Source organism: Methylomonas rosea (assembly GCF_024505055.1).
Classification (GTDB): Bacteria; Pseudomonadota; Gammaproteobacteria; order Methylococcales; family Methylomonadaceae; genus Methylomonas; species Methylomonas rosea.
Window position 1 is genome coordinate 32,294 of record NZ_JANIBL010000030.1, and the last position, 24,016, is coordinate 56,309.

24 protein-coding genes are annotated in these 24,016 nt (G+C 52.0%); 20 read left to right on the plus strand and 4 right to left on the minus strand.

The genetic code is table 11. From position 1 onward, the window contains the following. Window positions 1–15: 15 nt before the first annotated feature. Window positions 16–468 carry a hypothetical protein gene (locus tag NP589_RS11005; RefSeq protein ID WP_256607022.1) on the minus strand — a complete coding sequence of 151 codons (453 nt, stop codon included), beginning with the start codon at window positions 466–468 and terminating at the stop codon, window positions 16–18. An 80-nt stretch (window positions 469–548) separates the two neighbouring features. Continuing rightward, window positions 549–1,418 carry a fumarylacetoacetate hydrolase family protein gene (locus NP589_RS11010; RefSeq protein ID WP_256607023.1) on the minus strand — a complete coding sequence of 290 codons (870 nt, stop codon included), beginning with the start codon at window positions 1,416–1,418 and terminating at the stop codon, window positions 549–551. A gap of 337 nt (window positions 1,419–1,755) precedes the next feature. Between NP589_RS11010 and mmoX the strand changes: the two genes are divergently transcribed. The 14 genes from mmoX to NP589_RS11080 all read left to right on the plus strand — a co-directional run bounded on the left by mmoX (window position 1,756) and on the right by NP589_RS11080 (window position 15,528). After that, window positions 1,756–3,339 carry an aromatic/alkene monooxygenase hydroxylase subunit alpha gene (gene mmoX, locus NP589_RS11015; protein ID WP_256607024.1) on the plus strand — a complete coding sequence of 528 codons (1,584 nt, stop codon included), beginning with the start codon at window positions 1,756–1,758 and terminating at the stop codon, window positions 3,337–3,339. 28 nt (window positions 3,340–3,367) lie between these two features. Next, window positions 3,368–4,546, plus strand: a complete 1,179-nt coding sequence (mmoY, locus tag NP589_RS11020; protein ID WP_020483902.1) for an aromatic/alkene monooxygenase hydroxylase subunit beta — start codon at window positions 3,368–3,370, stop codon at window positions 4,544–4,546. A gap of 9 nt (window positions 4,547–4,555) precedes the next feature. Further along, complete coding sequence (gene mmoB / locus NP589_RS11025) at window positions 4,556–4,981, plus strand: methane monooxygenase regulator MmoB (RefSeq protein ID WP_033157497.1); 426 nt, start codon at window positions 4,556–4,558, stop codon at window positions 4,979–4,981. A gap of 9 nt (window positions 4,982–4,990) precedes the next feature. Continuing rightward, window positions 4,991–5,488 (plus strand): aromatic/alkene monooxygenase hydroxylase subunit gamma, encoded by a 498-nt coding sequence (gene mmoZ / locus NP589_RS11030; RefSeq protein ID WP_256607025.1) that lies wholly within the window; start codon window positions 4,991–4,993, stop codon window positions 5,486–5,488. A gap of 194 nt (window positions 5,489–5,682) precedes the next feature. Next, the gene (gene mmoD / locus NP589_RS11035) at window positions 5,683–5,943 is read left to right on the plus strand and encodes a soluble methane monooxygenase-binding protein MmoD (RefSeq protein ID WP_256607026.1); all 261 of its coding nucleotides are present in this window, start codon (window positions 5,683–5,685) and stop codon (window positions 5,941–5,943) included. Window position 5,944: 1 nt separating this feature from the next. Further along, window positions 5,945–6,982: an aromatic/alkene monooxygenase hydroxylase FAD-binding subunit MmoC gene (gene mmoC, locus NP589_RS11040; protein ID WP_256607027.1), complete on the plus strand. Its 1,038-nt coding sequence runs from the start codon at window positions 5,945–5,947 to the stop codon at window positions 6,980–6,982. A 113-nt stretch (window positions 6,983–7,095) separates the two neighbouring features. Next, window positions 7,096–7,389 carry a hypothetical protein gene (locus NP589_RS11045; protein WP_256607028.1) on the plus strand — a complete coding sequence of 98 codons (294 nt, stop codon included), beginning with the start codon at window positions 7,096–7,098 and terminating at the stop codon, window positions 7,387–7,389. 20 nt (window positions 7,390–7,409) lie between these two features. Beyond that, window positions 7,410–9,092, plus strand: coding sequence for a chaperonin GroEL (groEL, locus tag NP589_RS11050; protein WP_256607029.1), 1,683 nt, complete (start codon window positions 7,410–7,412; stop codon window positions 9,090–9,092). A gap of 217 nt (window positions 9,093–9,309) precedes the next feature. After that, window positions 9,310–11,097 carry a sigma-54-dependent Fis family transcriptional regulator gene (locus tag NP589_RS11055; RefSeq protein WP_256607030.1) on the plus strand — a complete coding sequence of 596 codons (1,788 nt, stop codon included), beginning with the start codon at window positions 9,310–9,312 and terminating at the stop codon, window positions 11,095–11,097. 96 nt (window positions 11,098–11,193) lie between these two features. Then, window positions 11,194–12,678: an anthranilate synthase component I gene (gene trpE, locus NP589_RS11060; protein WP_256607031.1), complete on the plus strand. Its 1,485-nt coding sequence runs from the start codon at window positions 11,194–11,196 to the stop codon at window positions 12,676–12,678. Continuing rightward, entirely contained in the window at window positions 12,675–13,265 is a 591-nt protein-coding gene (locus NP589_RS11065) for an anthranilate synthase component II (RefSeq protein ID WP_256607032.1), read from the plus strand. The genes trpE and NP589_RS11065 overlap by 4 nt, the downstream gene beginning before the upstream one ends. Window positions 13,266–13,273: 8 nt before the next feature. Further along, the gene (locus NP589_RS21755; RefSeq protein WP_256607033.1) at window positions 13,274–13,813 is read left to right on the plus strand and encodes a DUF2442 domain-containing protein; all 540 of its coding nucleotides are present in this window, start codon (window positions 13,274–13,276) and stop codon (window positions 13,811–13,813) included. Window positions 13,814–13,881: 68 nt separating this feature from the next. Next, on the plus strand, window positions 13,882–14,262 hold the full coding sequence (locus NP589_RS11075) for a clan AA aspartic protease (RefSeq protein ID WP_256607034.1): 381 nt from the start codon (window positions 13,882–13,884) through the stop codon (window positions 14,260–14,262). Window positions 14,263–14,295: 33 nt separating this feature from the next. Further along, window positions 14,296–15,528, plus strand: coding sequence for a TIGR03862 family flavoprotein (locus tag NP589_RS11080; protein ID WP_256607035.1), 1,233 nt, complete (start codon window positions 14,296–14,298; stop codon window positions 15,526–15,528). A 219-nt stretch (window positions 15,529–15,747) separates the two neighbouring features. Here the strand turns inward: NP589_RS11080 and NP589_RS11085 are convergent, their stop codons facing one another. After that, a complete protein-coding gene (locus NP589_RS11085) occupies window positions 15,748–16,620 on the minus strand; it encodes a hypothetical protein (RefSeq protein WP_256607036.1) in 873 nt (290 codons plus the stop codon). A 428-nt stretch (window positions 16,621–17,048) separates the two neighbouring features. Here NP589_RS11085 and trpD point away from each other — a divergent pair, with 428 nt between their 5' ends. The 5 genes from trpD (at window position 17,049) to trpC (ending at window position 21,688) form a co-directional block, all read left to right on the plus strand. Further along, window positions 17,049–18,065: an anthranilate phosphoribosyltransferase gene (gene trpD, locus NP589_RS11090; protein WP_256607037.1), complete on the plus strand. Its 1,017-nt coding sequence runs from the start codon at window positions 17,049–17,051 to the stop codon at window positions 18,063–18,065. 39 nt (window positions 18,066–18,104) lie between these two features. Further along, window positions 18,105–18,401, plus strand: coding sequence for a type II toxin-antitoxin system RelE/ParE family toxin (locus NP589_RS11095; protein WP_256607038.1), 297 nt, complete (start codon window positions 18,105–18,107; stop codon window positions 18,399–18,401). A 3-nt stretch (window positions 18,402–18,404) separates the two neighbouring features. Further along, entirely contained in the window at window positions 18,405–18,710 is a 306-nt protein-coding gene (locus NP589_RS11100; RefSeq protein ID WP_256607039.1) for an addiction module antidote protein, read from the plus strand. A gap of 488 nt (window positions 18,711–19,198) precedes the next feature. Further along, complete coding sequence (locus NP589_RS11105) at window positions 19,199–20,503, plus strand: HEPN domain-containing protein (RefSeq protein WP_256607040.1); 1,305 nt, start codon at window positions 19,199–19,201, stop codon at window positions 20,501–20,503. 387 nt (window positions 20,504–20,890) lie between these two features. Then, the gene (gene trpC / locus NP589_RS11110; protein WP_256607041.1) at window positions 20,891–21,688 is read left to right on the plus strand and encodes an indole-3-glycerol phosphate synthase TrpC; all 798 of its coding nucleotides are present in this window, start codon (window positions 20,891–20,893) and stop codon (window positions 21,686–21,688) included. A 284-nt stretch (window positions 21,689–21,972) separates the two neighbouring features. Here trpC and NP589_RS11115 read toward each other — a convergent pair whose 3' ends face one another. Then, the gene (locus tag NP589_RS11115) at window positions 21,973–22,716 is read right to left on the minus strand and encodes a methylenetetrahydrofolate reductase (RefSeq protein ID WP_256607042.1); all 744 of its coding nucleotides are present in this window, start codon (window positions 22,714–22,716) and stop codon (window positions 21,973–21,975) included. A gap of 334 nt (window positions 22,717–23,050) precedes the next feature. Between NP589_RS11115 and NP589_RS11120 the strand changes: the two genes are divergently transcribed. Next, window positions 23,051–24,016 (plus strand): TolC family protein (locus NP589_RS11120; RefSeq protein ID WP_256607043.1); only part of this gene is annotated, 966 nt, incomplete at its 3' end.

The following is a 24,016-nucleotide window of genomic DNA, read 5'->3' on the forward strand; positions in this document are numbered from 1 at the left end:
ATTGTCCCGGCAACGTTAATCGCCGCGTCTTCCGAAACGGCCGCCCCAACCACCGCGCGGTTGACGGTCGCCGTCGCCATCCCTGCGACCGAAACCACGTTCTTGCCGCTCCGGCATCGATTGCTGCTGATGGGGCCTTTGTTCGGCGTGCTGTTCCCGAACAAAGTCCCGACGCCCGAAATCCCGACCGCCCCAGCCACCATTGTGACGATCGAAATGCGGTGATGGTTGATGCCAGTCATGGTGATCGTCGTGATGATGCTCCGAGCGATAACTCGGCTGCACATAGTATCTGCCATACGTGATGCTGGTGCTCGGGCTGGAATAGCCGCGGCCATAGCTTTGGTAATGGCTTGGCGACGAATAGCCACTGCCGTAACTCCCATAACCACGCTGATAATAGCCGGTCGCGCAACCCGACAGGGTTAATGCGGCGATGGTGAGAATGGCGACTTGTATGGTTTTCATGACTGCCTCTTGGCTGGTTGGCCCTCTAATGTTTAGTTGAGCTCAAGCTTACTCCAGGCAGACTTAATCGATGCTTAAAGTCAGCCAGCAACCAAAAAATGTTCCGGCTCGGCAATCACCGGATTACTCAGCGTGCCGATGCCTTCGATTTCGATGCGTACCGTCTGCCCCGGTTTTAGATAGCCGCGCGGCTTCATTTTTACCCCCACGCCGGCCGGCGTGCCGGTGCTGATTACATCGCCAGGTTCGAGTGTCATCACTTGCGTCAGATACGCAATTAACTCGTAGCAGTTAAAAATCATCTCGCTGGTATTGCCGTTTTGCCGCAACTCGTCGTCCACCCAGGTTTTTAAGCTCAGATTGTGCGGGTCGGCGATTTCGTCGGCAGTGACCAGCCAAGGCCCCAGCGGGCCATGAGTATCAAACGACTTGCCCAAGGTCCAGGTCGGCGTGCGCTGCTGCCAGTCGCGCACTGTCACATCATTGCAAATGGTGTAAGCGGCGATCACGTCATGTGCTTGTTCGACCGGCACCTGTTTGCAGCGCTTTCCAATCACGAATGCCAGTTCGCCTTCGTAATCCACTTTGTCCGATACGGGTGGCACATGTATCGCGTCGCCGTCGGCGATGACACAAGTACTTTGTTTGGTGAAAAAAGTCGGATATTCCGGCTTTTCCAAACCCGTTTCACCGATGTGATCGGCATAATTCAAACCAACCCCCAGCAACTTACCTGGACGCTGAATCGGCGCCAGCAGTTGCACATCGCTCAAGGGTATGCGGTTGCCGCCGGCATCGATCAGCTTTTGCAGCGCTTGTCTTGCCGGCTCTCCAGCCGCTAGAAAATCGAGCATATTGCCGGGCAAATCCGCGCCAGCCGGGACGATTTGCTCGGCAAGCAGCGCGCCGATTTGAATTTGACCGTTGTGTTTAAAGCTCAGCAGTTTCATTGCGAATTTTCTCGTAATCCAAACAAAACCGGCATTGTATCCCAGTGCCGGTATCGATCAGCAAACCCGGCGAACTAGACGTCTTATTTCTAAGCAGTGTCCAGTTATTGGACGTTCATTCTTAAAAAGCGCAGCCTCAAAGCCATAGACAATTTTCTCTAAGACATTGTTAGTAAAGACTTAATCAAAATTCTAAATACTGGCACACGTGTTGCTTTTTGACCTCCGAGGCTGGCGTCAGTCCAGGCCAATCAGCGCTTTAAGGCAACGGAAAGTCACCGCTTAGCTGAATGACGACAGCCTCGCCATTCTTATAACACCACAACGAGGATTCAATATGGCTATAAGTACTGCTACAAAAGCCGCTACCGATGCGTTGGCCGCCAATCCGGCGCCCGTCAGTGTAGGTGCACAGGAAGTTCACCGCTGGATGCAGAGCTTTACCTGGGATTTTGATAAAAATCGGACCAAGTATTCCACCAAATACAAAATGGCCAACGATACCAAGGAGCAGTTCAAGCTGATCGCTAAAGAATATGCGCGCATGGAATCGGTTAAGGACGAGCGTCAATTCGGTAGCTTGCAAGACGTGTTGACGCGGGTGGATGCCGCCAATCGCGTGCATCCGAAATGGAATGAATCGATGAAGGTCATCTCCAACTTCCTGGAAGTGGGCGAATACAATGCGATCGCCGCGACTGGTATGTTGTGGGACTCAGCGACCGCACCCGAACAAAAAAACGGTTACTTGGGCCAAGTGCTGGACGAAATTCGTCACACCAACCAATGTGCTTACATCAACTATTACTTTGCCAAACAAGGTCAGGATGCCGCCGGCCATAACGATGCGCGCCGCACTCGAGCCATTGGTCCATTGTGGAAAGGCATGAAGCGGGTGTTCTCCGACGGCTTTATTTCCGGCGATGCGGTGGAGTGTTCCATCAACCTGCAATTGGTCGGTGAAGCCTGCTTTACCAACCCATTGATCGTGGCGGTAACCGAGTGGGCGTCCGCCAATGGCGACGAAATGACACCGACTGTGTTCCTGTCCATCGAAACCGACGAACTGCGCCACATGGCCAACGGTTATCAAACCGTGGTATCCATCGCCAACGACGAAGCGGCTTCGAAATATCTGAACACCGATTTGAACAACGCCTTCTGGACCCAACAAAAGTACTTCACACCGGTATTGGGCATGATGTTCGAGTACGGCAGTCATTTCAAAGTCGAGCCTTGGGTAAAAACCTGGAATCGCTGGGTGTACGAAGATTGGGGCGGCATTTGGATCGGTCGCCTGGGCAAATACGGCGTGGAATCGCCACGCAGCTTACGCGACGCCAAAAAAGATGCGTACTGGGCGCATCACGACTTGTTCCTGATTGCTTATGCCTTGTGGCCCACCGGTTTCTTCCGTTTGAGCCTGCCAACCCAGGAAGAGGCTGATTGGTACGAAGCCAACTACCCAGGCTGGTACGACATGTACGGCAAAGTCTATGACGAATGGCGTGCGCGAGGTTGCGAAGATCCCAGCAGCGGCTTCCTGCCCATCCAATGGTTTATCGAAAACAACCATCCGATCTATATCGACCGGGTTTCGCAAGTACCGTTCTGCCCTAGTTACTGCAAAGGCGAAAGCACTCTGCGCGTTCTTGAATACAACGGCAAAAAACATTCCTTCAGCGACCAGTGGGGCGAAAGAATGTGGCTGTCGGAACCCGAGCGTTATGAGTGCCAAAACATCTTCGAGCAATACGAAGGTCGCGAACTGTCCGAAGTGATTGCCGAAGGTTTTGGTCTGCGCAGCGACGGCAAAACCCTGATCAGCCAGCCACACACCAAAAAAGACGGCAAGCTGTGGACACTGGACGACATCAAACGGATTAACTGTGTGTTTTCCGATCCTTTGAAAGCCCTCTAATCGTTTCAACTCTTTAAGGAAATTGCTTATGACTATAGAAGTGAATGGTGGCAGACGCGGCCTGACCGACCCGGAAATTGCCGCAGTAATCATGGCCGCCGTGCCGGATAAACCGTTGGAAACACAACGGAAAATGAACTATTTCATGAAGCCGCGCGGTAAGAGGATTAATGAATACGAAGTGTTGTGTTGCTATAGCCAGCCGACCCCGGACTGGATTCCCGGTGGTTTGGATTGGGGCGATTGGACCCAAAAATTCCATGGCGGCCGCCCGTCCTGGAGTAACGAATCCACCGAAATGCGCAGCTCGGATTGGCTGGCGCACCGCGACCCGGCTTTCCGTTGGCATGCGCTGTATGTCAAGGATAAAGCCGAAGAGTGGCGTTATACCGACCGCTTCCTGAAAGCTTATTCCGCCGACGGCCATGTGCGTTCCATCGATCCGGTCTGGCGTGATGAAGTATTGGGCGATTATCTAGGCGCGTTCGGCTTTTACGAGTACGGCCTGTTCAATTCGCATTCCTCCGTGGTGCGCGATTGTCTGGGTGATACCTTGCGGATGAGCAGTGCGATGATTGGCCTGGACAAGGTCGACAACGCGCAAATGATCCAGGCGGAGAGAACCTTTTTGTCCAAATTGGTGCCGGGTTTCCCCGAGTCCACCGATATTCCGAAACAGGAATGGACTAAAGGCGCTATTTTCAAAGGCGCCAGAGAATTGGTGCAAGATATTTGGCAAGCCACTTACGACTGGAATGAAATCCTGTTCTCGGGCCATATGATTTGCGATCCGATCTTCGGGCAATTTGTGCGCAGAGAGTTTTTTATGCGCTTGTCGTCTTATTACGGCGACAACTTGACCCCGTTCTTTATCAATCAAATGCAGTTGTATTTCTCGCAAACCAAGGGCATTACCACCGACATGTTCCATACCTGTCTGGGCGCCGATGTGGAATTCGGCGATTACAACAATCGTTTGATGCGGGCCTGGGCCAATAAATGGCTACCCAGAACCGTCAACGCACTGAAAGATTTCATGGCTATTTACGCCACGATTCCGGAAATCAAAGGTGTCAGCGACAAAGCCGCCATTGAAGCGGCGCTGGTTAGGGTATTTGCCGATTGGAAACGCGATTTTGCCGATCCGATCAACTACAAAGTCGATACCGCCGCCCTCGTCAAAACCGTATTAAGCGGACTTAAATAAGGAAATATCATGTCTAAAAGTTCAAATGCTTACAACGCAGGCATTATGCAAAAAACCGGCAAAGCCTTTGCCGACGAGTACTTTGCCGAAGACAACCAGGTCGTGCATGAAAGCCACGAGGTGGTGCTGGTCTTGAAAAAGTCGGACGAACTCAACACTGTGGTCGAAGAAATTTTGCAGGGCTCTCACAAGGCGGACAACCCCACGCTGGTGGTCGAAGATCGCGCCGGCTTTTGGTGGCTGAAAGCGACCGGCAAAATCGAGATCGACTGTGTCGAAGTCTCGGAGTTGCTGGGTAAACATTACAGCGTTTACGACTTGTTGGTGGATGTTTCATCCACCATCGGCCGGGCCTACACCTTGGGCGAAACCTTTACCATCACATCTGAATTGATGGGCCTTGACGTCAAACTCAAAGACTTAGCCGCAGCATAGGGGATAACAATGGCAAATATTCACGATAATCCGACCCGTAACGCCTGGATGGCAAAAATTGCGACGCTGGACACGGTGGCGAAAGCGCATGCCTTCATCACCGATTTTCGCGCCAAGCACATGAGCCCGTTCAAAACCGACTGGTCTTTGGAACTGGATGGCCTTTGGATAGAGCTGAAAATTGAAGAGAAGCTGGCGCTATTGAAACATAAGGAATTCAACGACACCCAGCTGCTCAACAATTGCAGCTGCGGCGCCAATGCCCAGCAAGTCGCCAATGAAGTCATCGGCAAAATGGAAGCCTGCGAGGACATGTACGAAGCGGAGCGCATTCATATCAACTTCAGACTGGCTTGCAAACCGCCTGTCATGCCGGTCAATGTGTTTCTCGACACGGATAGGCAATTGGGCACCAAGTTGATGGAACTGCGTAACACCGACTACTACGCCTTGCCGTTAGAGGCATTGCGTAAAAAACGCGGTGTGAAAGTGGTTACCTTACAGTAATCGCCGGGCAGGATTGCCGTGACCTGACTAGGCGGGTACGGCATGTTGTGGATCGCCACGCCGGAGGCGTGGCGAATCCTTTACAGCCAATAAACCGATAGCGGACAAAACCTACTGGTAGCTTACGTAGCAGTGAGCAAGGCTGCGTTTGTGTGCGCTTCGATACCAACGAACCCTTTCATAGAATCAGTATCATGGATTTTTTCTCAAATTTTAAGTCGGCGGTTACGCCCGCTTTTCCGTGCGAAGCCGACAAGCTCACCAAGCTATACGATATCGAACCCTACACTGCATTCAGCGAAGATCTGGAATTTATGTGGCGTTGGACCATCTACCGCGACCAAAAACTGGTGCAGGAAGGCTGTTCCCTGACGCTGGACGCATCGAGGCGCGCGGTTGACCACGTATTGGCGTTTTTCAGCGTGTCGGCCAAAAGCCAATGCCTTGGAGAATGACATGAGCGCCCATCAAATTAAAATCATTACTCAAGACGGGGAATCCGTTTGCTTTGATTGTTACGAAGACGAGGATGTCATCACTGCCGCGGTACGGCAGGATATTTACCTGATGTCGTCGTGTCGCGAAGGTGGCTGCGCCACCTGCAAAGGATTTTGCGCGGAAGGCGATTATGTGTTGGGCAAATGCAGTTCGCAGGCCTTGCCGTATGAAGAGGAAGAGGCCGGCGAAGTGTTGTTGTGCCGCTGCTACCCCGTAAGCGATTTAGAAGTCGAAGTGCCTTATACCTACGACAGGATTTCATTCTCGCCGGAAGGTTTGACGTTTGTAGCGGAAGTGATTGAGTTGTCGCAAATCTCCATCAACGTGATGAAACTTCTGCTGCGGCGCACGGGGGACGATCAAACCATTAAGTTCGACTCCGGGCAGTTTTTTGATTTGGAAATTCCCGGCACGACCATCACCCGTTCCTATTCCCCCGCCAATACGTCCAATAAAACAGGCGATCTGGAGTTTTTGATTCGCATCGTGGATGGCGGCAAATTTTCGGAGTATTTAAAAAACGAGGCCAAGCTGGGTCAGAAACTAAATGTCAAAGGCCCGTCGGGCATTTTCGGCTTGAAAGAAAACGGCTTTACCCCGCGCTATTTCGTGGCCGGCGGTACCGGGCTGGCGCCGATACTGTCGATGGTGCGCCGCATGCAGGAATGGGATGAGCCGCAGAAGTGCATCATTTATTTTGGGGTGAATACCGAAGCCGAAATTTTTCATCTGGACGAGTTGAACCAGTTGGCCGCGCAAATGCCGACGCTGGAGCTGAGAAACTGCGTCTGGAAATGCTCGGACGACTGGCATTGTGAAAAAGGCAGCGTGGTGGACATTCTGCGCCGCGATTTGAAGGATACCGGTGCCAAGCCCGATTTATACCTCTGCGGGCCGCCGGGCATGGTCGACGCCACCTTTGCGGTGTGCGCCGAAATGGGCATCCCCAAGGAACGCATCTACCTTGAAAAATTCCTGCCCAGTGGGTCGCCGTAATGCCACCGGCAAATAGGCTGGCGTAGGGTTTTGGCGAAGCTCGACACGCCTGTTTGCCAATTTAAAACCGCTATTTTCGTGCCGAAAAAGGCGCAACGATGCTGAGGCTAATTATGAAAGCCGATGATTTAGAGTTTCTTGCAGGCATGGCTATTCAACTGGATGAAACGATCAGAAAACTGGTCATGGAAGAACAGGAAATTCTGGAAAAGCTAGGGCATGCCAGGGTTCAGGAATTAAAGGAATTCTGGAATCAGGAATTCACTGCGGAAGAAGAAACTGACTTTAAACGCGGCTTGGACTATTGGGACAAAATTCTTATCCGTATCTGGGCCAATGCCAAACGTGCTCATCAAACCCGCGCTCAAGTGGGGCAAACCTTAATGAAATTAAATTCACACCTCTAACCGATTGAGACATCCTAGAAATGAGTAAACAAGTTATTTACAACCCGGAAGCTCGGCAGCGTTTGCTGCAAGGTATCAATGCGGTGGCGCGAGCGGCGAGCGTTACGCTGGGTAGCGCCGGTCCCGCCGTGATGATTCAACACCGGACCGACGGCATCATGCCCGTCTTTACCCGAGATGGCGTCACTGTGGCCAATGCCATCGTCATGGAAGATCGCATCGCCGATTTGGGCGCGCGCATGTTGCGGGATGTCGCCGGTGCGGTGTCTCGCGAAGTGGGTGACGGTACTACCACGGCGATTGTTCTGGCGCAAAGCCTGGCGGTGGAAGCGCTGAAAAGCGTCGCGGCCGGCTTTCATCCCATGCAATTGCAAAAAGGCATGGAGTTGGCGCTGATCTTGGTGGAGCAGCATTTGCAAAAAAACGCCGTCACCGACAGCACGGAAGACTGGGTTGAAAAAATCGCGTTGGTCGCCAGTAAAGGCGAGGCTGGTGTCGGCAAGTTGCTGAAAGAGGCCTTGGCCGAGCTCGGCGAAGCAGGCACCTTGACCTTTCAGCTGGGCAATGGCCGCGAAGATCAATTGGAGATTGTGGAAGGTATCCATTACGAGCAAGGCTATTTGTCGCCGTATTTCATCACCGATAAAACCCGCGCTGAAGCGGTTTTGGAGCGGCCCTACATTCTGTTGTATGACCGGGAAATCAGTGACTTTATGGATCTGGTACCCATTCTGGAAGAGGTTGCGGCGGAAGGCCGGGCGCTGTTGGTGATTGCCGAAGCGGTGGCCGAGCAGGCGTTGACCGGCTTGTTGCTGAATCATGTACGCGGCATTTTCAAAGTGGTGGCGGTCAAGCCGCCGGGTTTTGGCGACAAGCGCGTCAATCGCTTGAGCGACTTGGCCTTATTGGCTGGCGGCACCGCTATTTTGGAGGCGCATGCCATGCGCCTGGAAGACGTCACGCTGGCCCAACTCGGTCAGGCACAGCGCGCGGTCATATCAGAAGGCAATACGACGATCATCGGCGCGGCTGGTTCGCGCGAACCGGTGAATACACGCATACAGGCGCTCCAACGGGAGTTGGATCTGGTTCGCGCCCGCAAGCCCGGCGAAGGTTCCGCCACCGGCAATTTACACGAAGCAGACGAGCTGGAAGAGCGCATCTCGGTCCTGTCGGGCAAGACCGGCACCTTCAGTGTCGGCGGCATCACCGATGTGGAAATCAAGGAACGTTTGGTACGGATCGAAAATGCCTATTTATCCGCCAAGGCGGCGCTGGCGGAAGGGGTTTTACCCGGTGGCGGCGTGGGCTTGTGGCGATGCATGGCGGTGCTGGACGAAGTGATTGCCGAAAATGCCGAGCAACAGCAAGGTATCGCCATCGTCAAGCAAGCGCTCGGCGCGCCCCTCCGGCAATTGTTGAGCAATTGCGGCCTGAACAGTGAAGAAGTGCTGATGCGCTTGTCTTCGGAGACTGATCCGACCTTTGCCGTGGATATGCAGCAGTTACGCTACGGACATTTTTTGGAGATTGGTATTCTCGATCCCGTGAAAGTGCTGCGTATGGCCTTGCGCAATGCGGTCAGTGTGGTGGGCACCTTGATCAGCAGCGACACCGTCGTCATGAACGTGCCGGACCTGTCCGTCATGACCGGCTATTCGCCGGAATGGGCCGCCGCCACCCGCGAAGATCCGCGCATGTAATCAATACCCTTCCTACCTCCTCTCCACCTCCGAAAGTGAGAGCTTTTTTACCTCAATTCTGCAATAGAGTTAGGCAATGTGACGTTATGTCGCATTGCCTCTTTTTTTGATTTTGTTATTTTGGTCCGCATCGCAGTAAAAAGCAGCTAAACCTCTGTTTTTTATATTTTTGTTTTGTGCCGATACTAATTTGGCACGCCAAAATACAAGAGGAAAAATGGATATTGCCTTGCATTTGCCCCACAACGTCAAAATCATCAAAGAAGCTTGCTCGTTCAAAACCGCACTAGAGTTTGAAGTTGACCGACCGATACAAGCCTGGCGCTGGATGGCGCAAAGCCGCTGCGTGCCGGATCACGCGGACTGGGTGCGCGCGGAAGTTACGGAATCCTGGCGCCGCTGCCTGGAAGACTATCAATTGCCGTTAGGCAATTATGTGCGTTGGGATCATCTAAACACCGCCACCGACCCGCTCCCCGCCTTCTGCAATCAGGCGCAACGCATTTCGGATATGCTCAGCCGCTTGGGGCACCAATTCGACGTATTTTTAAAGGAGGCCGGGGTGATGCTGGTGCTTACGGACGCCCATGGGCAATTGCTACAAGTGTTAGGCGAAAATCCGTTTGCCAGTCCCTTTATGCGGAGTTTGTATGAAAAACACAGCCGCTGGAGCGAAACAGTCTTGGGCAACAACGGCATCGGCACGGCAGCCCAGTTAAAAAAGCCGATTGCGTTTCAAGGTATGGAACATTTTTTAAGCCTGCTTCACCCATTCACCACGGTCGGTTACCCCTTGTTGGACCAGGACGACAACATACAGGCCGTGATCGGCTTGATCAGCGATAGACAGGAAAGCATGAACTCCTTGTTCGCGTTTCTACATCTGCTCTGCGTACTGCTGAATACCAATTTGCCTTTAACGCAAAATCCGGTGGCACAGGCCCGAGTTTTGGAAAAAATTCCGTTCAAACTGGCTAAAAAGCCGCCCAGCCAGCACGAAGCAGCGATGTCCGAACAATTAACGGCCTTGGTCGACAAAGCTCAGAAGCTGCAGCAGCACAAAATCCCCATATTGATTACCGGCGAATCGGGTGTGGGCAAGGATCATTTCGTCAATCTGTTGAAGCACGCCGGACCGCGAAAAAGTCAGCCCTTGATCGCGATCAACTGCGCGTCGATTCCGCATGACTTAATCGAAAGCGAACTGTTCGGTTACGAAGCCGGTAGTTTCACCGGTGCTCGCAGCGCCGGCAAGCCTGGGAAGTTTCTGTTGGCCGACAAAGGCATCCTGTTCCTGGATGAAATCGGCGATATGAGCCTGGATTTGCAGTCCACGCTGTTACGAGTTTTGGAAACCTCGGAATTCACCCCGGTCGGCGGCAGCAAGCCGATTAAGGTGGACGTGCAAATCGTCGCCGCGACTAACGTCCCTTTGCTGGAAGCCGTGGAAGCCGGCCGTTTCCGCCGCGATTTGTATTACCGACTTAACGGCGCGCAAATTCATCTGCCACCCTTGCGCGAGCGCGACGACAAGCTCGGCATCATTCATCACATCTTGCAGCGCGAACTGGCAAATCTGCCCAACCCCCAGGCAATCAGCATTTGCCCGAGCGTCATTGCGTTGATCGAGCAACACCCGTGGCCGGGCAATATTCGTCAGCTGATTAACGTGATCAGGGCGACGCTATACACCGCTGGCGACACCCTGATCACCCGCCAGGATTTACCGCTGGATTTTGTCGAAGAACTCGGCAAGGTAATGCCGGGGATAGCCAATAAAGCCTTGGACAACGGGCCAAGTTACCCGCTAGCGGCGGTGCCGGGCCGGGCCATGACCTTGGAAGACTGGGAGTTGCACGGCATTAAAGCCAGCCTGCGCGAATGCGCGGGCAATATATCCTTGGCGGCAAAAAACCTGGGCATAACCCGCACTACCTTGTACCGGAAAATAGAACGCTTCGGTCTGGATAAAATCGACTGGCGCGAGCATTCCAAAGCCGGTTAACTCAGAGCGAATAGATTTAAGCCGCGCGGGTCGCTGCCGGGCGCGTTGTGCGTTACAATCGGCAGTCGCACAACCGGTTGCTTCAAGAGAATAATAATGACACCCGCCGAATTTACCGCATACGCCCAACAAGGCTACAACCGCATCCCGATCTGCCGCGAAGTGCTGGCCGATCTGGACACGCCGCTCAGCGCATATTTAAAGCTGGCCGACGGCCCTTATTCCTATTTGTTCGAATCCGTGCATGGCGGCGAGCAATGGGGACGGTATTCGATCATCGGCTTGCCTTGCAAAACCCGTATCAAAATCAGCGGCCACAGCATCACGGTCGAAAAAGACGGTCAGGTCACGCAAACGTTTGAGCACGCCCAGCCACTGGAGTGGATAGAAGAATTTCGGCAAAACTACAACGTGCCGGACGTGCCGGGTTTGCCGCGTTTCAATGGTGGCTTGGTCGGTTATTTTGGTTACGAGACCATAGGCTATATCGAACCGCGTCTGCAACCCAGCGGCAAGCCCGATCCTATCGGCGCGCCGGATATTCTGTTGATGGTGTCGCAAGACTTGCTGATATTCGACAACCTGTCCGGCAAAATGCTGTTGCTGACCCATGCCGATCCGGCCCAGGACAATGCTTACCACAACGCTAAAGCCAAACTTGATCGTCTGGTAGAAAAACTTCGCAAACCGCACGCCCACCCGCAACCGAATGCCGCGACCAAGCATGTACAGGAAACCGATTTTATTTCCGGCTTTACCCAACAAGGCTTTGAAAATGCGGTACTGAAAGCCAAGCAATACATCACCGACGGCGATTGCATGCAGGTGGTATTGTCGCAACGGATGTCGATTCCTTTCAGCGCCGCGCCGTTGGATCTATACCGGGCACTCCGCTGTCTGAATCCGTCGCCCTACATGTTTTTCATGAATCTTGACGATCTACAGGTGGTGGGCTCGTCACCGGAAATTTTGGTGCGCCTGGAAGACAACGAAATCACCGTCAGGCCAATCGCCGGTACTCGGCGGCGCGGCGAGACACACGAACAGGATTTGGAGTTGGAAAAAGAACTGCTGGCCGATCCGAAGGAAATCGCTGAACACTTGATGCTGATAGACCTGGGCCGCAATGACACCGGCCGAGTCGCCAAAATTGGTAGCGTCAAGCTCACCGACAAAATGATCGTCGAACGCTATTCGCACGTGATGCACATCGTCTCCAATGTCACCGGTGAATTGCAGGAAGGCAAAAACGCGTTTGATGTACTGGCGGCCACCTTCCCGGCCGGCACCGTCAGCGGCGCGCCAAAGATTCGGGCCATGGAAATCATCGACGAACTGGAGCCGGTCAAGCGCGGCATTTATTCCGGCGCGGTGGGTTACATTTCCTGGTCCGGCAATCTGGATACAGCGATTGCGATCCGCACGGCGGTGATTAAAGATCAAACCTTACACATTCAGGCGGGCGCCGGCATCGTTTACGATTCCGTGCCGCGCAACGAATGGGATGAAACAATGAACAAAGGCCGCGCGGTGTTCCGCGCCGTCAGCATGGCCGAAGCCGGCCTTGGAGGCAAAGCATGAGCGGCGTCAGATTGGTGATGGTCGACAACTACGATTCCTTCACCTACAACCTGGTGCAATATTTCGGCGAACTCGGCGCCGACGTGGTGGTGGTGCGCAACGACGAAGTGACGGTGGAAGAAATAGAAGCGTTGCGCCCGGACAAAATCGTGATTTCCCCCGGCCCCTGCACACCGAAAGAAGCGGGTATTTCCGTGGACACGATCCACCGCTATGCCGGTAAATATCCGATTCTGGGCGTCTGTTTAGGGCATCAAAGTATCGGCTACGCCTTTGGCGGCAACATTATCCACGCCAAGCAAATCATGCACGGCAAGACTTCACCGGTTTATCACAAGGATGCCGGTGTATTCAAAGGCCTGAACAATCCATTTACCGCCACCCGTTACCATTCGCTGGTCATCGAACAAACCAGCTTACCGGATTGCCTGGAAGTGACCGCCTGGACCCAGGACGAGGCCGGTAACATCGACGAAATCATGGGTGTCAGACATAAAACCCTGGATATAGAAGGCGTGCAATTCCATCCCGAGTCGATCTTGACCGAACATGGGCACGATATGTTGCGGAATTTTTTGGAAAGGTAATTTAAGGCGTGGGCTGGACTAAATCGCGCATATCTATAGTGCTTGGCTTGTGCTTTTGGTGGTTGCTTCTCGCTTGGGACTTATATTTTGTATACGGATGTCTGGAAGCGTTGTTTATAGGTGAAATCGGTTTTGGTCGCAGTAGCTCGATTATTGATATTGACAGGCGGCCGGGTTTGTTCTGGTTTGCTTTTTGGTTTCAACTGATTTTGGGTGTGGCGGCGCTTCCAATGATTTGGCAGCAAATTTCCGGTCTCCGAAAAAATGGTACGACACGCGACTCAGCTACACTAGCTCGCGATAAAGATTTTATTGTTGAAGTAAGCCAAATTTTCAGCCACGGCATTTTATTAAACACTCGGGAAAAGGAGCTCTATATGTCCTACGACAATTTTCCGTGGCTTAAAAACCAATCCTTTCAGGCTATCTGTAACGTAGAAGAGCCTTCCCCCAATCATTTTTATTGGCCGGACATGGATATAGACCTGACTGTGGAGATGATCAAACATCCGGAGAGATTTCCATTGCAAGCCACCAACCGTTTTTGAATGCCGATCCATCAAAATCGATTCGAAATATTTTGAAGAACGATTCCAGCGATCTTTGGAGGTAACTTATGGGCTTGACCTATGCGACCTTAAAAATAACCAACCTATTCAACCGCAAACAAGTCGAGATAGACGCCTTGGTCGATACTGGTGCAACCTTCATGTGTGTCACCGAAGAAATTGCCTTGCAACTAGGCTTCGATATTACCGAAGTCAGCCAGCAGGTAGTGACCCTGGCTGATGGTCATCAGCGCAAAGTACCCAAAATAGCCCCCATTGAAATCGCGTTCGCCAATCGAACCTATGTAACCGAGGCTGTGGTATTGGGCAACGAGCCTTTGCTAGGTGTTATTCCCATGGAAGCAATGGATTTAATCGTCGACCCGCGTCAGCAAGTACTGATAGTCAATCCGCAGCATCCGAACTATCCGGTAGCTTTGGCTAAATAGCTGCCGCAATATCCATTCTCACTTGACAGGTCTGTGACCCATTCAAAACATTCTGTCGCCATAATCGGCGCCGGTCCCGCAGGCCTGATGGCCTCCGAAGTATTGAGCCAAGCCGGCTTGAACGTCAGCGTTTACGATGCTATGCCCTCGGCCGGACGCAAGTTTTTGATGGCTGGCAAGGGCGGTATGAATATTACCCATTCAGAACCATTCGCGCAGTTTTTGTCCCGCTACGGTGCACGGCGCGCGGAACTGGAACCGATATTGAACGATTTTTTACCGGACGCGTTGCGGGCCTGGGTGCAAGGTTTGGGTATCGAAACCTTTGTCGGCACCTCGGGCCGCGTGTTTCCAAACGAGATGAAAGCCGCGCCGTTGTTGCGAGCTTGGCTGCATCGCCTGCGTTCCAACGGCGTGCAGTTTCGCATGCGCCATCGCTGGCTAGGTTGGGTGGAAAATGACCTACGCTTCGATACGCCCGATGGCGAGCGAATTGTCCAGGCCGATGCGGTGGTTTTGGCTTTGGGCGGTGGCAGTTGGCCGCAGTTGGGTTCGACTGGTATTTGGCAATCAATATTGTCGCAGCGCGGCATCGCAGTTGAACCACTAAAACCGGCCAATTGCGGTTTCGAAACGGTTTGGAGCGACTATTTTCGCGAGCGTTTTGCCGGCCAGCCGCTCAAGCCAGTCAGTATCCTATTCAGCAACCAGCTTGGTGAGTCGTTCAACCAGCAAGGTGAATTGACGGTAGCCGAGTACGGTTTGGAAGGCGGCTTGATCTATGCGTTGTCCGCGCCGGTGCGCGAGGAAATCGCTGCCAGGGGTTCTGCGTTGATACAGTTGGATTTGCTGCCGGATCGCAGCTTGGCAAATATCATCGACCGTCTGGCCAAGCCGCGCGGTAAGGACAGCTTGAGCAATCATCTGCGCAAACGTTTAGGTATTAGCGGCGCCAAAGCCGCTTTGTTGCGCGAAACCTTGTCTGCCGCCGAAATGGACGATCCAGCCAAACTTGCCATAACCTTGAAAGCACTGCCCATCACGCTAACGGCTACCCGGCCTATTGCAGAAGCGATCAGTAGTGCCGGCGGCGTCAGTTTCACCGAGTTGGACCAACAGCTGATGCTGCGAAAGTTTCCCGGCTTGTTCGTGGCGGGAGAAATGCTCGATTGGGAAGCGCCGACGGGTGGATATCTGCTCACTGCCTGCTTGGCCACCGGCCGCGCGGCAGGTTTAGGGGCCTTAGCTTGGCTACGGCAGCAATGAGAATCGGGAGTTTTGGCGGCGGCTGTTGGCCGAATCCGACCGATTGAATCGTTCGGGTTTTTGAAAAATAAACGCCTGCTAAATAACCGCATCAAGGATGCCGACCGGGAAATATGAAAGTCAAATGACGGCAGGACAAAATGCCCGCCGAGGTGATCATTGGGCCAGTGCAATTCCAATAAAAAGGGGTAGACGGAAGCTACCCCCCAATCATCTAATTTAGCTCGCGGCTTTTGCGAATGATTTCATCATGCGGATAGTATTCGCCGACCGCAGTGAGGCGGCTCCGGCTAATGCGCTGCCGAATAGCCAGAAAGCGCCGGGTAACGGTACGCTTCCGCCGCCTCCGCTGCCGTAGTCGTAACCGGAAACATATGCATTGGTACTCGCGGAAAAGTTTCCGCTCCAGCCGTCTTTAAAGACCAAAGCGACAGACAAGACATCGGTTTCCGCAACGGGCGCGGAGCCGCTTGAAATATATCGGTTGATATTTTGGTTAACTGACCCGGAATGCTCGCCGTTGTAATAACTCAAATTGAAGTTAATGTTGGAGCTTGCCGAGGCATTACTCGACGTACCCACGTCTCCCGTCAAACTGTAATTCGCCTCAAAAAGTAAAAGCCCGCTACCTTGCACGGTAAAATTGCCGGATCGTTGACTATTGCTACTAGCCGATAAGCCTTGATAAGGAAAGGCGCCGTCGATTGAAGCATTGGATTTTATCTCGCTAATCGATGTGGAGCTGGAAGCAGACTTGCTATAGCTTGATGTGGATACCCCTTCGGTGGCCGTAGTCCCGGAGCTCCAATTTGCCGCGCTGTCATTGGCATAGTAGTAACCATAATTTACTTGGCTGTTGTCATTCTGGTTACTCCAGGTCAAGGTCGGCAGGCCATTCCCGATATCGATGGCTGTAATTTTAAAGGTACTCCAGTCGATGGCCGCGCTCGCGGAAATCATGGCCGCCCCAGCGGGTTGCACAACGCAAAGAGGCAGTGCCAGCAAACTGAATAGGTAAGTCTTAATGCAAAGTCGCCGAATCGGCTTAGAAAGGTGTTTCATGGTCGTTTCTCCATTGATTAACGGGAACAATTTTTTCGCGCATTACCAAACGGCCAAAGGCCATCGCCATGCACTATAAGACTAGCTGACGGCATCAAGCCGCTTACTTAAAAAGCTAGTCTTAAGCGTCATTTAACAGCTAAATTAGCCACCGTCAATTACCCTGGAGACAATACGGATTAATCAATGCGTAAAGTCAAAAAAACTTGAAATTTATAAATTATCTTGAGGTTAAAACGGCCTTTTTTACCTACCAATAGCGATGCCCCGATACCGGATTTCAGCCCCGCCGTCTGCTTTTGTGGCATGAGATGCTTACCCCCGCAAACTTAACGTTCGCGAGATTCTATCGTCCAAAGCGACCGGGTTCGCTCCGGATTCAGCATCTGCCAGGTTTTCTATAATTGCCGGCGTTTGTTATCATCCCAACCTCGACAAATACACTGGCTATCCATTCCATGCAAATCCAAGCCACGCTGCAAAAACTTCTGGATAAACAAGACCTCAGCACCGAGGAAATGCGCGCGGTGATGCGTACCATGATGCAAGGCGAGCTGACCGATGCGCAAATCGCCGGTTTTTTAATTGCGTTGCGCTGCAAGGGCGAAACTATCGAAGAAATTGCCGCGGCGGTCAGCGTGTTGCGCGAGCTGGTGCGCCAAGTGCCGGTACACGGCGAACATGTGATAGACACCTGCGGCACCGGCGGCGACGGCGCCAATACTTTTAATATATCCACCACCGCCGCCTTCGTGGTCGCGGCGGCGGGCGGCAAAGTAGCTAAGCACGGGAATCGCTCGGTATCCAGCAGTTGCGGCAGTGCCGATGTATTGGAAGCGGCCGGCATCAATCTGGATATGCCTGCTGAACAAGTGGCGCAATGCGTAAACGAAATTGGAGTGGGCTTTTTGTTTGCCGCCAAACATCACAGCGCAGTGCGCCACACCGTCGGCCCGCGTAAGGAAATGGGCGTGCGCACTCTGTTCAATCTGATCGGCCCGCTCTCCAACCCGGCCAATGCCCCGCATCAATTGATCGGCGTGTTCGATAAACAATGGCTGGTGCCGGTCGCGGAAGTCCTGAAAAAACTGGGCAGCAAGCATGTGTTGGTAGTGCACGCGCGGGACGGACTGGATGAAATCAGTATCGCCGCACCGACCGACGTTGCCGAATTAATCGACGGTATTGTCCATTGCTACACCATCACGCCTGAAGGATTTGGTTTGTCCCGCGCCAGCCTGGAAACCTTGTCGATTACCTGCGCCGCCGATAGCCTGGCTATCATCCGCGCGGTATTGAACAACCAACCTGGCCCGGCCCGCGACATTGTCGCCTTAAATGCTGGCGCGGCGATTTATGCCGCCGATTTGACCGATTCGCTGGATGCCGGCATTCGCCGGGCACATCAGGTTTTGGCGGATGGGAGTGCGTTGGGTAAGTTTGAGGCGTTGATTGAGTATTCCAAAGCTGGTTAAAGTATTGACGTAATGTAATCGTTCGATTACAGTTTCTGTATGTACACAATCAAACAACTCCCCGCATTCAGCGAATGGCTGTTTGGCTTGAAAGATGGATTGACCCGTCGCCGTTTGGCGCGCCGATTGGAAAAAGCCCAACAAGGCAAACTCGGCGACGTGAAAACCGTAGGCGAGGGTGTTTTTGAAATGCGTGAACATTTCGGTCCGGGCTGGCGGATGTACTACGTGCAGCGGGGCGATGTGTTGATTGTGATGCTGGGTGGCGGTGATAAATCCAGTCAGACCGCTGATATTGCCAAAGCTCAACGCCTAGCCGCGTTGTTGGAGGACTGAATCATGAATGAAAAAATTAAAATCGCCGACTTACCCGTGTTTGACATTACCGAACATCTGGATAGCGATCAAGCCATTGCCGAATACCTGACCGTGGTTCTGGAAGAAGATGACTCCGCAGCCTTGGCCCATGCACTCGGCAGCATCGCCAGAGCGCGAGGCATGACCGAGATTGCCAATGCCGCCGGCATCAGTCGCGAAGCTTTGTATAAAGCCTTACGCGCCGATGCCCAGCCACGCTTCGAGACTATTGCCAAGGTTTGTAAGGCGCTTGGGGTTAAGTTGACGGTGCAGACGATAGCGGCTTGAGATTACATGTGTGTCGCTATCGCGACGGCTTGATTTAAAGTCGGTTCGCGCACCGACAGGCGCGATACTTTCTTTTGTTTGGCCAAAAGAAAGTATCCAAAGAAAAAGCCACCCCGATGCCGCTAGCTTCCTGCGCGCCGTAGGGTTTGAACGGGGTTTTCGGAAGGGCTATCCATAGCCCTCCGAAAACGAGCGGCATCCCTGCCGCTCCCCTGTGGGCCAATCCGTCCAAACCCTCCGGTGCTCGGCGCGGCATAGGGGATTAACCCCGTCGCGAGAAGAAAAGTTGTTGGATAAATTTTTATCTGGGTTTTCAAGTTCTATCGCAGGATGCTTCAGATGTTAGGAGGCCTATCTGTCGCGAACGATGCTATCTAGTTTGTTCAGCACATCCTACGAGCTAAAAGTAAATATATTCAATGGAAATTATATTTCAAAATATACCTAGGAAATTGCATAAAAAACTACAGTGTTCTTTTTCTTCTATCATGAATAAGAAAAATTTCATTATCCCTTCCTGTTTAGAAGATATTGAAAATTACCCAAATGACCTCCATAAATCAAGGCTGGCTTATTCTCGCGAGACATGCAATTTATTTTTAGATTTTTGTAAAGAATTTATGGCTTGGGAGGATATTAGTGGGGTTGCTAGTTTAGATACTGTTTTTTCAGCGTTTGTGGAGTCAGTTGATGAACATTTTTTTACGAGAAATAAATCTGATTTTGATTTTTTTGTTTCTTCATGGATTGAGAAAATTAACTCAAAACTACATAAATATAGCTTTTACTTTCCTGTAGAAGGGTTGATGTTAAAAGATATATCGCAAGAGGCGTTCGGCGATGTATCGATAGTTTTATTTGATAAAATATTAGCTGACCGATTTTTTGATGACAACAAGAGTGATAATCATCGATGGACAGAACATTTGCATTCAACTTTAAATAAAACTTCTGTTGGAAAAACTGTTTTAGTGGTAAGTATTTTTGGTTGTCGCTATTTATCTGAACTAGTCGCCAGAGAGAAGGCGAATGCGGTAATTTCTTATTTTAGATTCATATTTTGTGTGTTCCACCATGATCGTGTGAAAGAAGGTTTGGTTAAGATTTCTATAGAAAACGAATGGCCTAAAAAAAATTCGGATTTTTTTTATGTTGAGTCTAACAGTATTTCCTTACCTAATCATCGGGGGGCGGCCCCATTACTTCCTTTTGACATTTATAGAAAAAACCTTTCCGATTTAAAGAAAAATGGTTATTTAAATGAGTTAAGTGTGTTTATTTTTTATCCTTCTAATAACTATGAAAAGGCAGTTAAATCTGCTATTTATTGGATCGGAGAAGCTCAAAACGATTTCAAAACAGATTCGGCGTTCGTCAAGTATTGGATTTCCATTGAAAGCTTGCTGACAACAGGTTTTCATTCTCAACAGGGAATAACAAAAAATCTTATTGACGGCGTATCTATTTTAATTTGGTATTGCGGACACGAGTTTAGTGACAGGCCTAATATTCGTTGCTTATCAAAGCGCATTAATGTACTTTATGATCTTAGATCTAAAATTGTTCATGAAGGCGATGGAGTTAAAATTAATCACGGTGACTTAAGTGACATATGCAAATACTCATCTTGGCTCATAATATGTTTTTTATGGTTACGATCAAATTTTAATTACACCGAATGCGAACAAGTCAGAAAACTAGTTAAAAAACTGAAAGCAGCTGATTTTTCTGAAGACTTTGAAATCAGAACCAAAAGCCTACTATTGGCCGCTCAAGGAAATACAACAATTTAAAGAATTTCTTTAATAAATGCATAAATATGGCGGATTCAAAACCAGTCTGCGCCCGATTAAGATTAAATTCTCGGTCCTACCGGCCCAGTTTTTCCAACTTAGAATTCCGGGACGGTTTTCTCCCCCTATGCCGCGCCGAGCACCGGAGGGTTTGGACGGATCAGCCCGCAGGGGAGCGGCAGGGATGCCGCTCGTTTTCGGAGGGCTAGGGATAGCCCTTCCGAAAACCCCGTTCAAACCCGAGGAGCGCAGGGAAAAAGCGGCATCGGGGTGGCCTTTTCTTTGGATACTTTCTTTTGGCCAAGCAAAAGAAAGTATCTCGGCTGTCGGGCCGAGACCCGACTTTAAAATAACCGTCGCGTTAGCGACACAAACAAAGCAAGCATCATGACCGATACACCTGACATCCTAAAAACCATCCTAACCAAAAAAGCCGAAGAAGTCGCCCGCCGCAAAAGCAATACGCCGCTGTCGCTGCTGGAAGAACTGGCCGGCACCGTGCAAGGTCCGCGCGGCTTTTATTCGGCGTTGCGCAGCAAGGCCGATCAGAAAAAGCCGGCGATCATCGCCGAAATCAAGAAAGCCTCGCCCAGCCAGGGCGTGATTCGCGAGAATTTCAAGCCGGTGGAAATAGCCGTCGATTATGCATTTAGCGGCGCGACTTGCTTGTCGGTGCTGACCGACAAAGAGTTTTTCCAAGGTTCGGAGGCCAATCTGCAAATGGTGCGGCAAAACTGCCCACTGCCGGCGATTCGCAAGGACTTCATGATCGACCCGTATCAAATTCACGAATCGCGAGCCCTCGGTGCCGATTGCATCTTGCTGATCGTCGCCGCACTGGATGATGCGATGTTGAAAGAACTGGCCGACACCGCCACTGGCTTGGGCATGGACGTGCTGACCGAAGTACACGACGCGGAGGAACTGGAACGAGCGCTAAAGTTGAACACCAATATGATCGGCATCAACAACCGCAATCTGCGTACCTTTGACGTGTCCTTGCAAACCACAATCGATTTGAAAAACACCATCCCTGCCGACAAATTAATCGTCACCGAAAGCGGCATCCACACCCCGGCCGATGTGAAATTGATGCAGGATAACGGCATCTATACCTTCCTGGTCGGCGAAGCGTTCATGCGTGCCGAATCGCCGGGGCAAAAAATGCGCGAGTTGTTTTTTTAGGTTAACTCTCGGATTAGATTGATCCGGGCAGCCGATGCCGGAAGCGGCATTCAATCGGGTCCAGCGATAGCGAATAGTATATAGGGCGACACAGAGCATCTATGGCAGCGTTCGCGCAACCCCACACCCGCCCCTTCTCCCGCCGTACCCACGGGGCATAAAGGGAAGGTTGGGATGAGGGGATCAGAATAACGTTTTTTCCTTATTTATCCCCTCACCCTAACCCTCTCCCAGAAGGAGAGGGAACCTGACGCGAAATCTGGGAACGATGGTCGGCGTCAACATTACCCGCCCAATCTAATTGCCCCAAAATACCGCGCCAAGTCAATCCGAATCGGCATGAAATAGACGTTCAAGCCATTCGCCGCCGCCGAGGCGATTACGCCGTTGGCAAATTCGACGTTCCAGTCGTAATCCGGCCGAAAACTCTTCGGAAACTTGACCTTATTTTTTACTTCCCAGTAGTTCATGGAAGCCTTGCTGGTGATCGGGCTGATGCCGATGTAAGTTTCCAGGTCTTGCATATGCTCGGCGTAGATGTCGATCATGCGGCTGTCGTAGAACGGCTGAGAGAAAAACCCGCCGGCACCGGCATCGACCTTGCGCTGGATATAGTCGCATTCATCCTGGACGCCGCTGCGGTGCGGGTCGAAGCCGGCATAAATATGCAGGCTTGGGAAACGCTGGCGCACCGCCCGAATCAAATCGACCACATCGGTATTGTAAAAAGACCGCTTCAGCCCTTCCGGCGGATCGCCGGATACAAGCAACACGCTGTCGAGCGCATATTCTTCGATGATGCGGTAGAGTTCGCCGCTTTCGATTTTAAAATCAATCGCGCGAAAATGCGGGATAAAGCGGTATCTGCTTCGATCAACGCGGGTCGCCAATTCCCAGCTACGGGTATCGAAGCGCTGGATATCCGGGACATTGATGATGTTGATACCTTTGTCCAGCGTTTGCACAAAGCCGTATTGCTGGTCGAAGGCCTCTAGGCTGCGAGGGACGATTTCAAACGAAATATTCATCGTGTGGCTGGGTAGTTTGAAGAATTGACTGGAAACGAGCGCCATGCGCAAAGTAGGGATTGTAACGCAGTAAAAACAAATTCCGGTGGGCATGACGGACTTCTTTGGTTTAGTTGAAGCAACTTACCGGTTAAGAGGTCGAGTGAGTTTGCCTCAGCGGGTTCGCTGAATAGTTAGCTTGGTTCCAAGTCTTTGCTGCCAATCAAATGCCGTGCGGAATTTTGCCCCAATTATTTTTCGGTTGCGGTGGGGATTTAGCCGCTTTGAACGTCTTAATCAATAGCCACCCCTATTCATCAGATTTATTTATCGATTCCCGCCCCATCCCGACCTAATGCCCACCAAACCCCACCGCCCGATGTTATGGATTCTTTCAGCCTTATCGGCGGTATGGACCGTTGGCTGTGAATCGCCTGCGCCTCGGGACGCAAAAGCCTTGGCTTTTCAGGTGCAGCCACGCTGGAGCAGCAACGGCCATTTTGCCGAGCCCGCCGCGTCAGGTTGGTTGGAAACCTTTAATGATCCGCATTTAATGGCGTTGGTACGAGCAGGCCTGACGGATAACTTCGATTTGAAAAGCGCTGCGGCTAGCGTCGATGCGGCGCGTGAGCAGGCGGTTATTGCCGGTTCCGGACGCTGGCCGCAACTGTCTTTAATCTCCGGCTATCAACGCGCAAAGACCAATATTGGTGGCGAAAACAGCGAATCCGGCGCGTTTACGGCGATGTTTAACCTGAGTTGGGAACTGGATGTCTGGGGACGGATCAAGGCCGGACAACAAGCGGCGGAAACCGAAGCCGAGGCCGCCGGCGACGATTACCGCGCCGCGCAACTGTCATTGGCGGCAAGGATTGCTCAAGCCTATTTCGAATTCAGCGAAGCGCAACTGCAAGCGGCGGTAGCGGCGCAGTCGGTCAAGGACCGAGGTGTGATCGTCGACTTGGTACGCGGCCGCTTCAACAAGGGCTTGACTCGCGGCCTGGATTTGCGTCTGGTCCTAACCGATCTGGCGAATGCCGAAGCACAGCTGGCGCAGGCTAGAAACGATGTGCAATTAATTGGCAAGCGACTGCAAACCTTGCTGGGCCGCTATCCGGGGGACAATCCAGCCAAGCAAGATGGGTCGAATGAATTCGACCCTACATTATCGTTGCCGCAACCGCCGCCCACCTTGAGCGCCGGCTTGCCGGCCGAGTTATTGGATCGCCGCCCGGATGTGATCGCCGCCTTTAGACGCTTGCGTGCCGCCGATTCCCGCTTGGAAAGCGCCGAAAAAGCCCTGCTGCCGCGCGTGACGCTG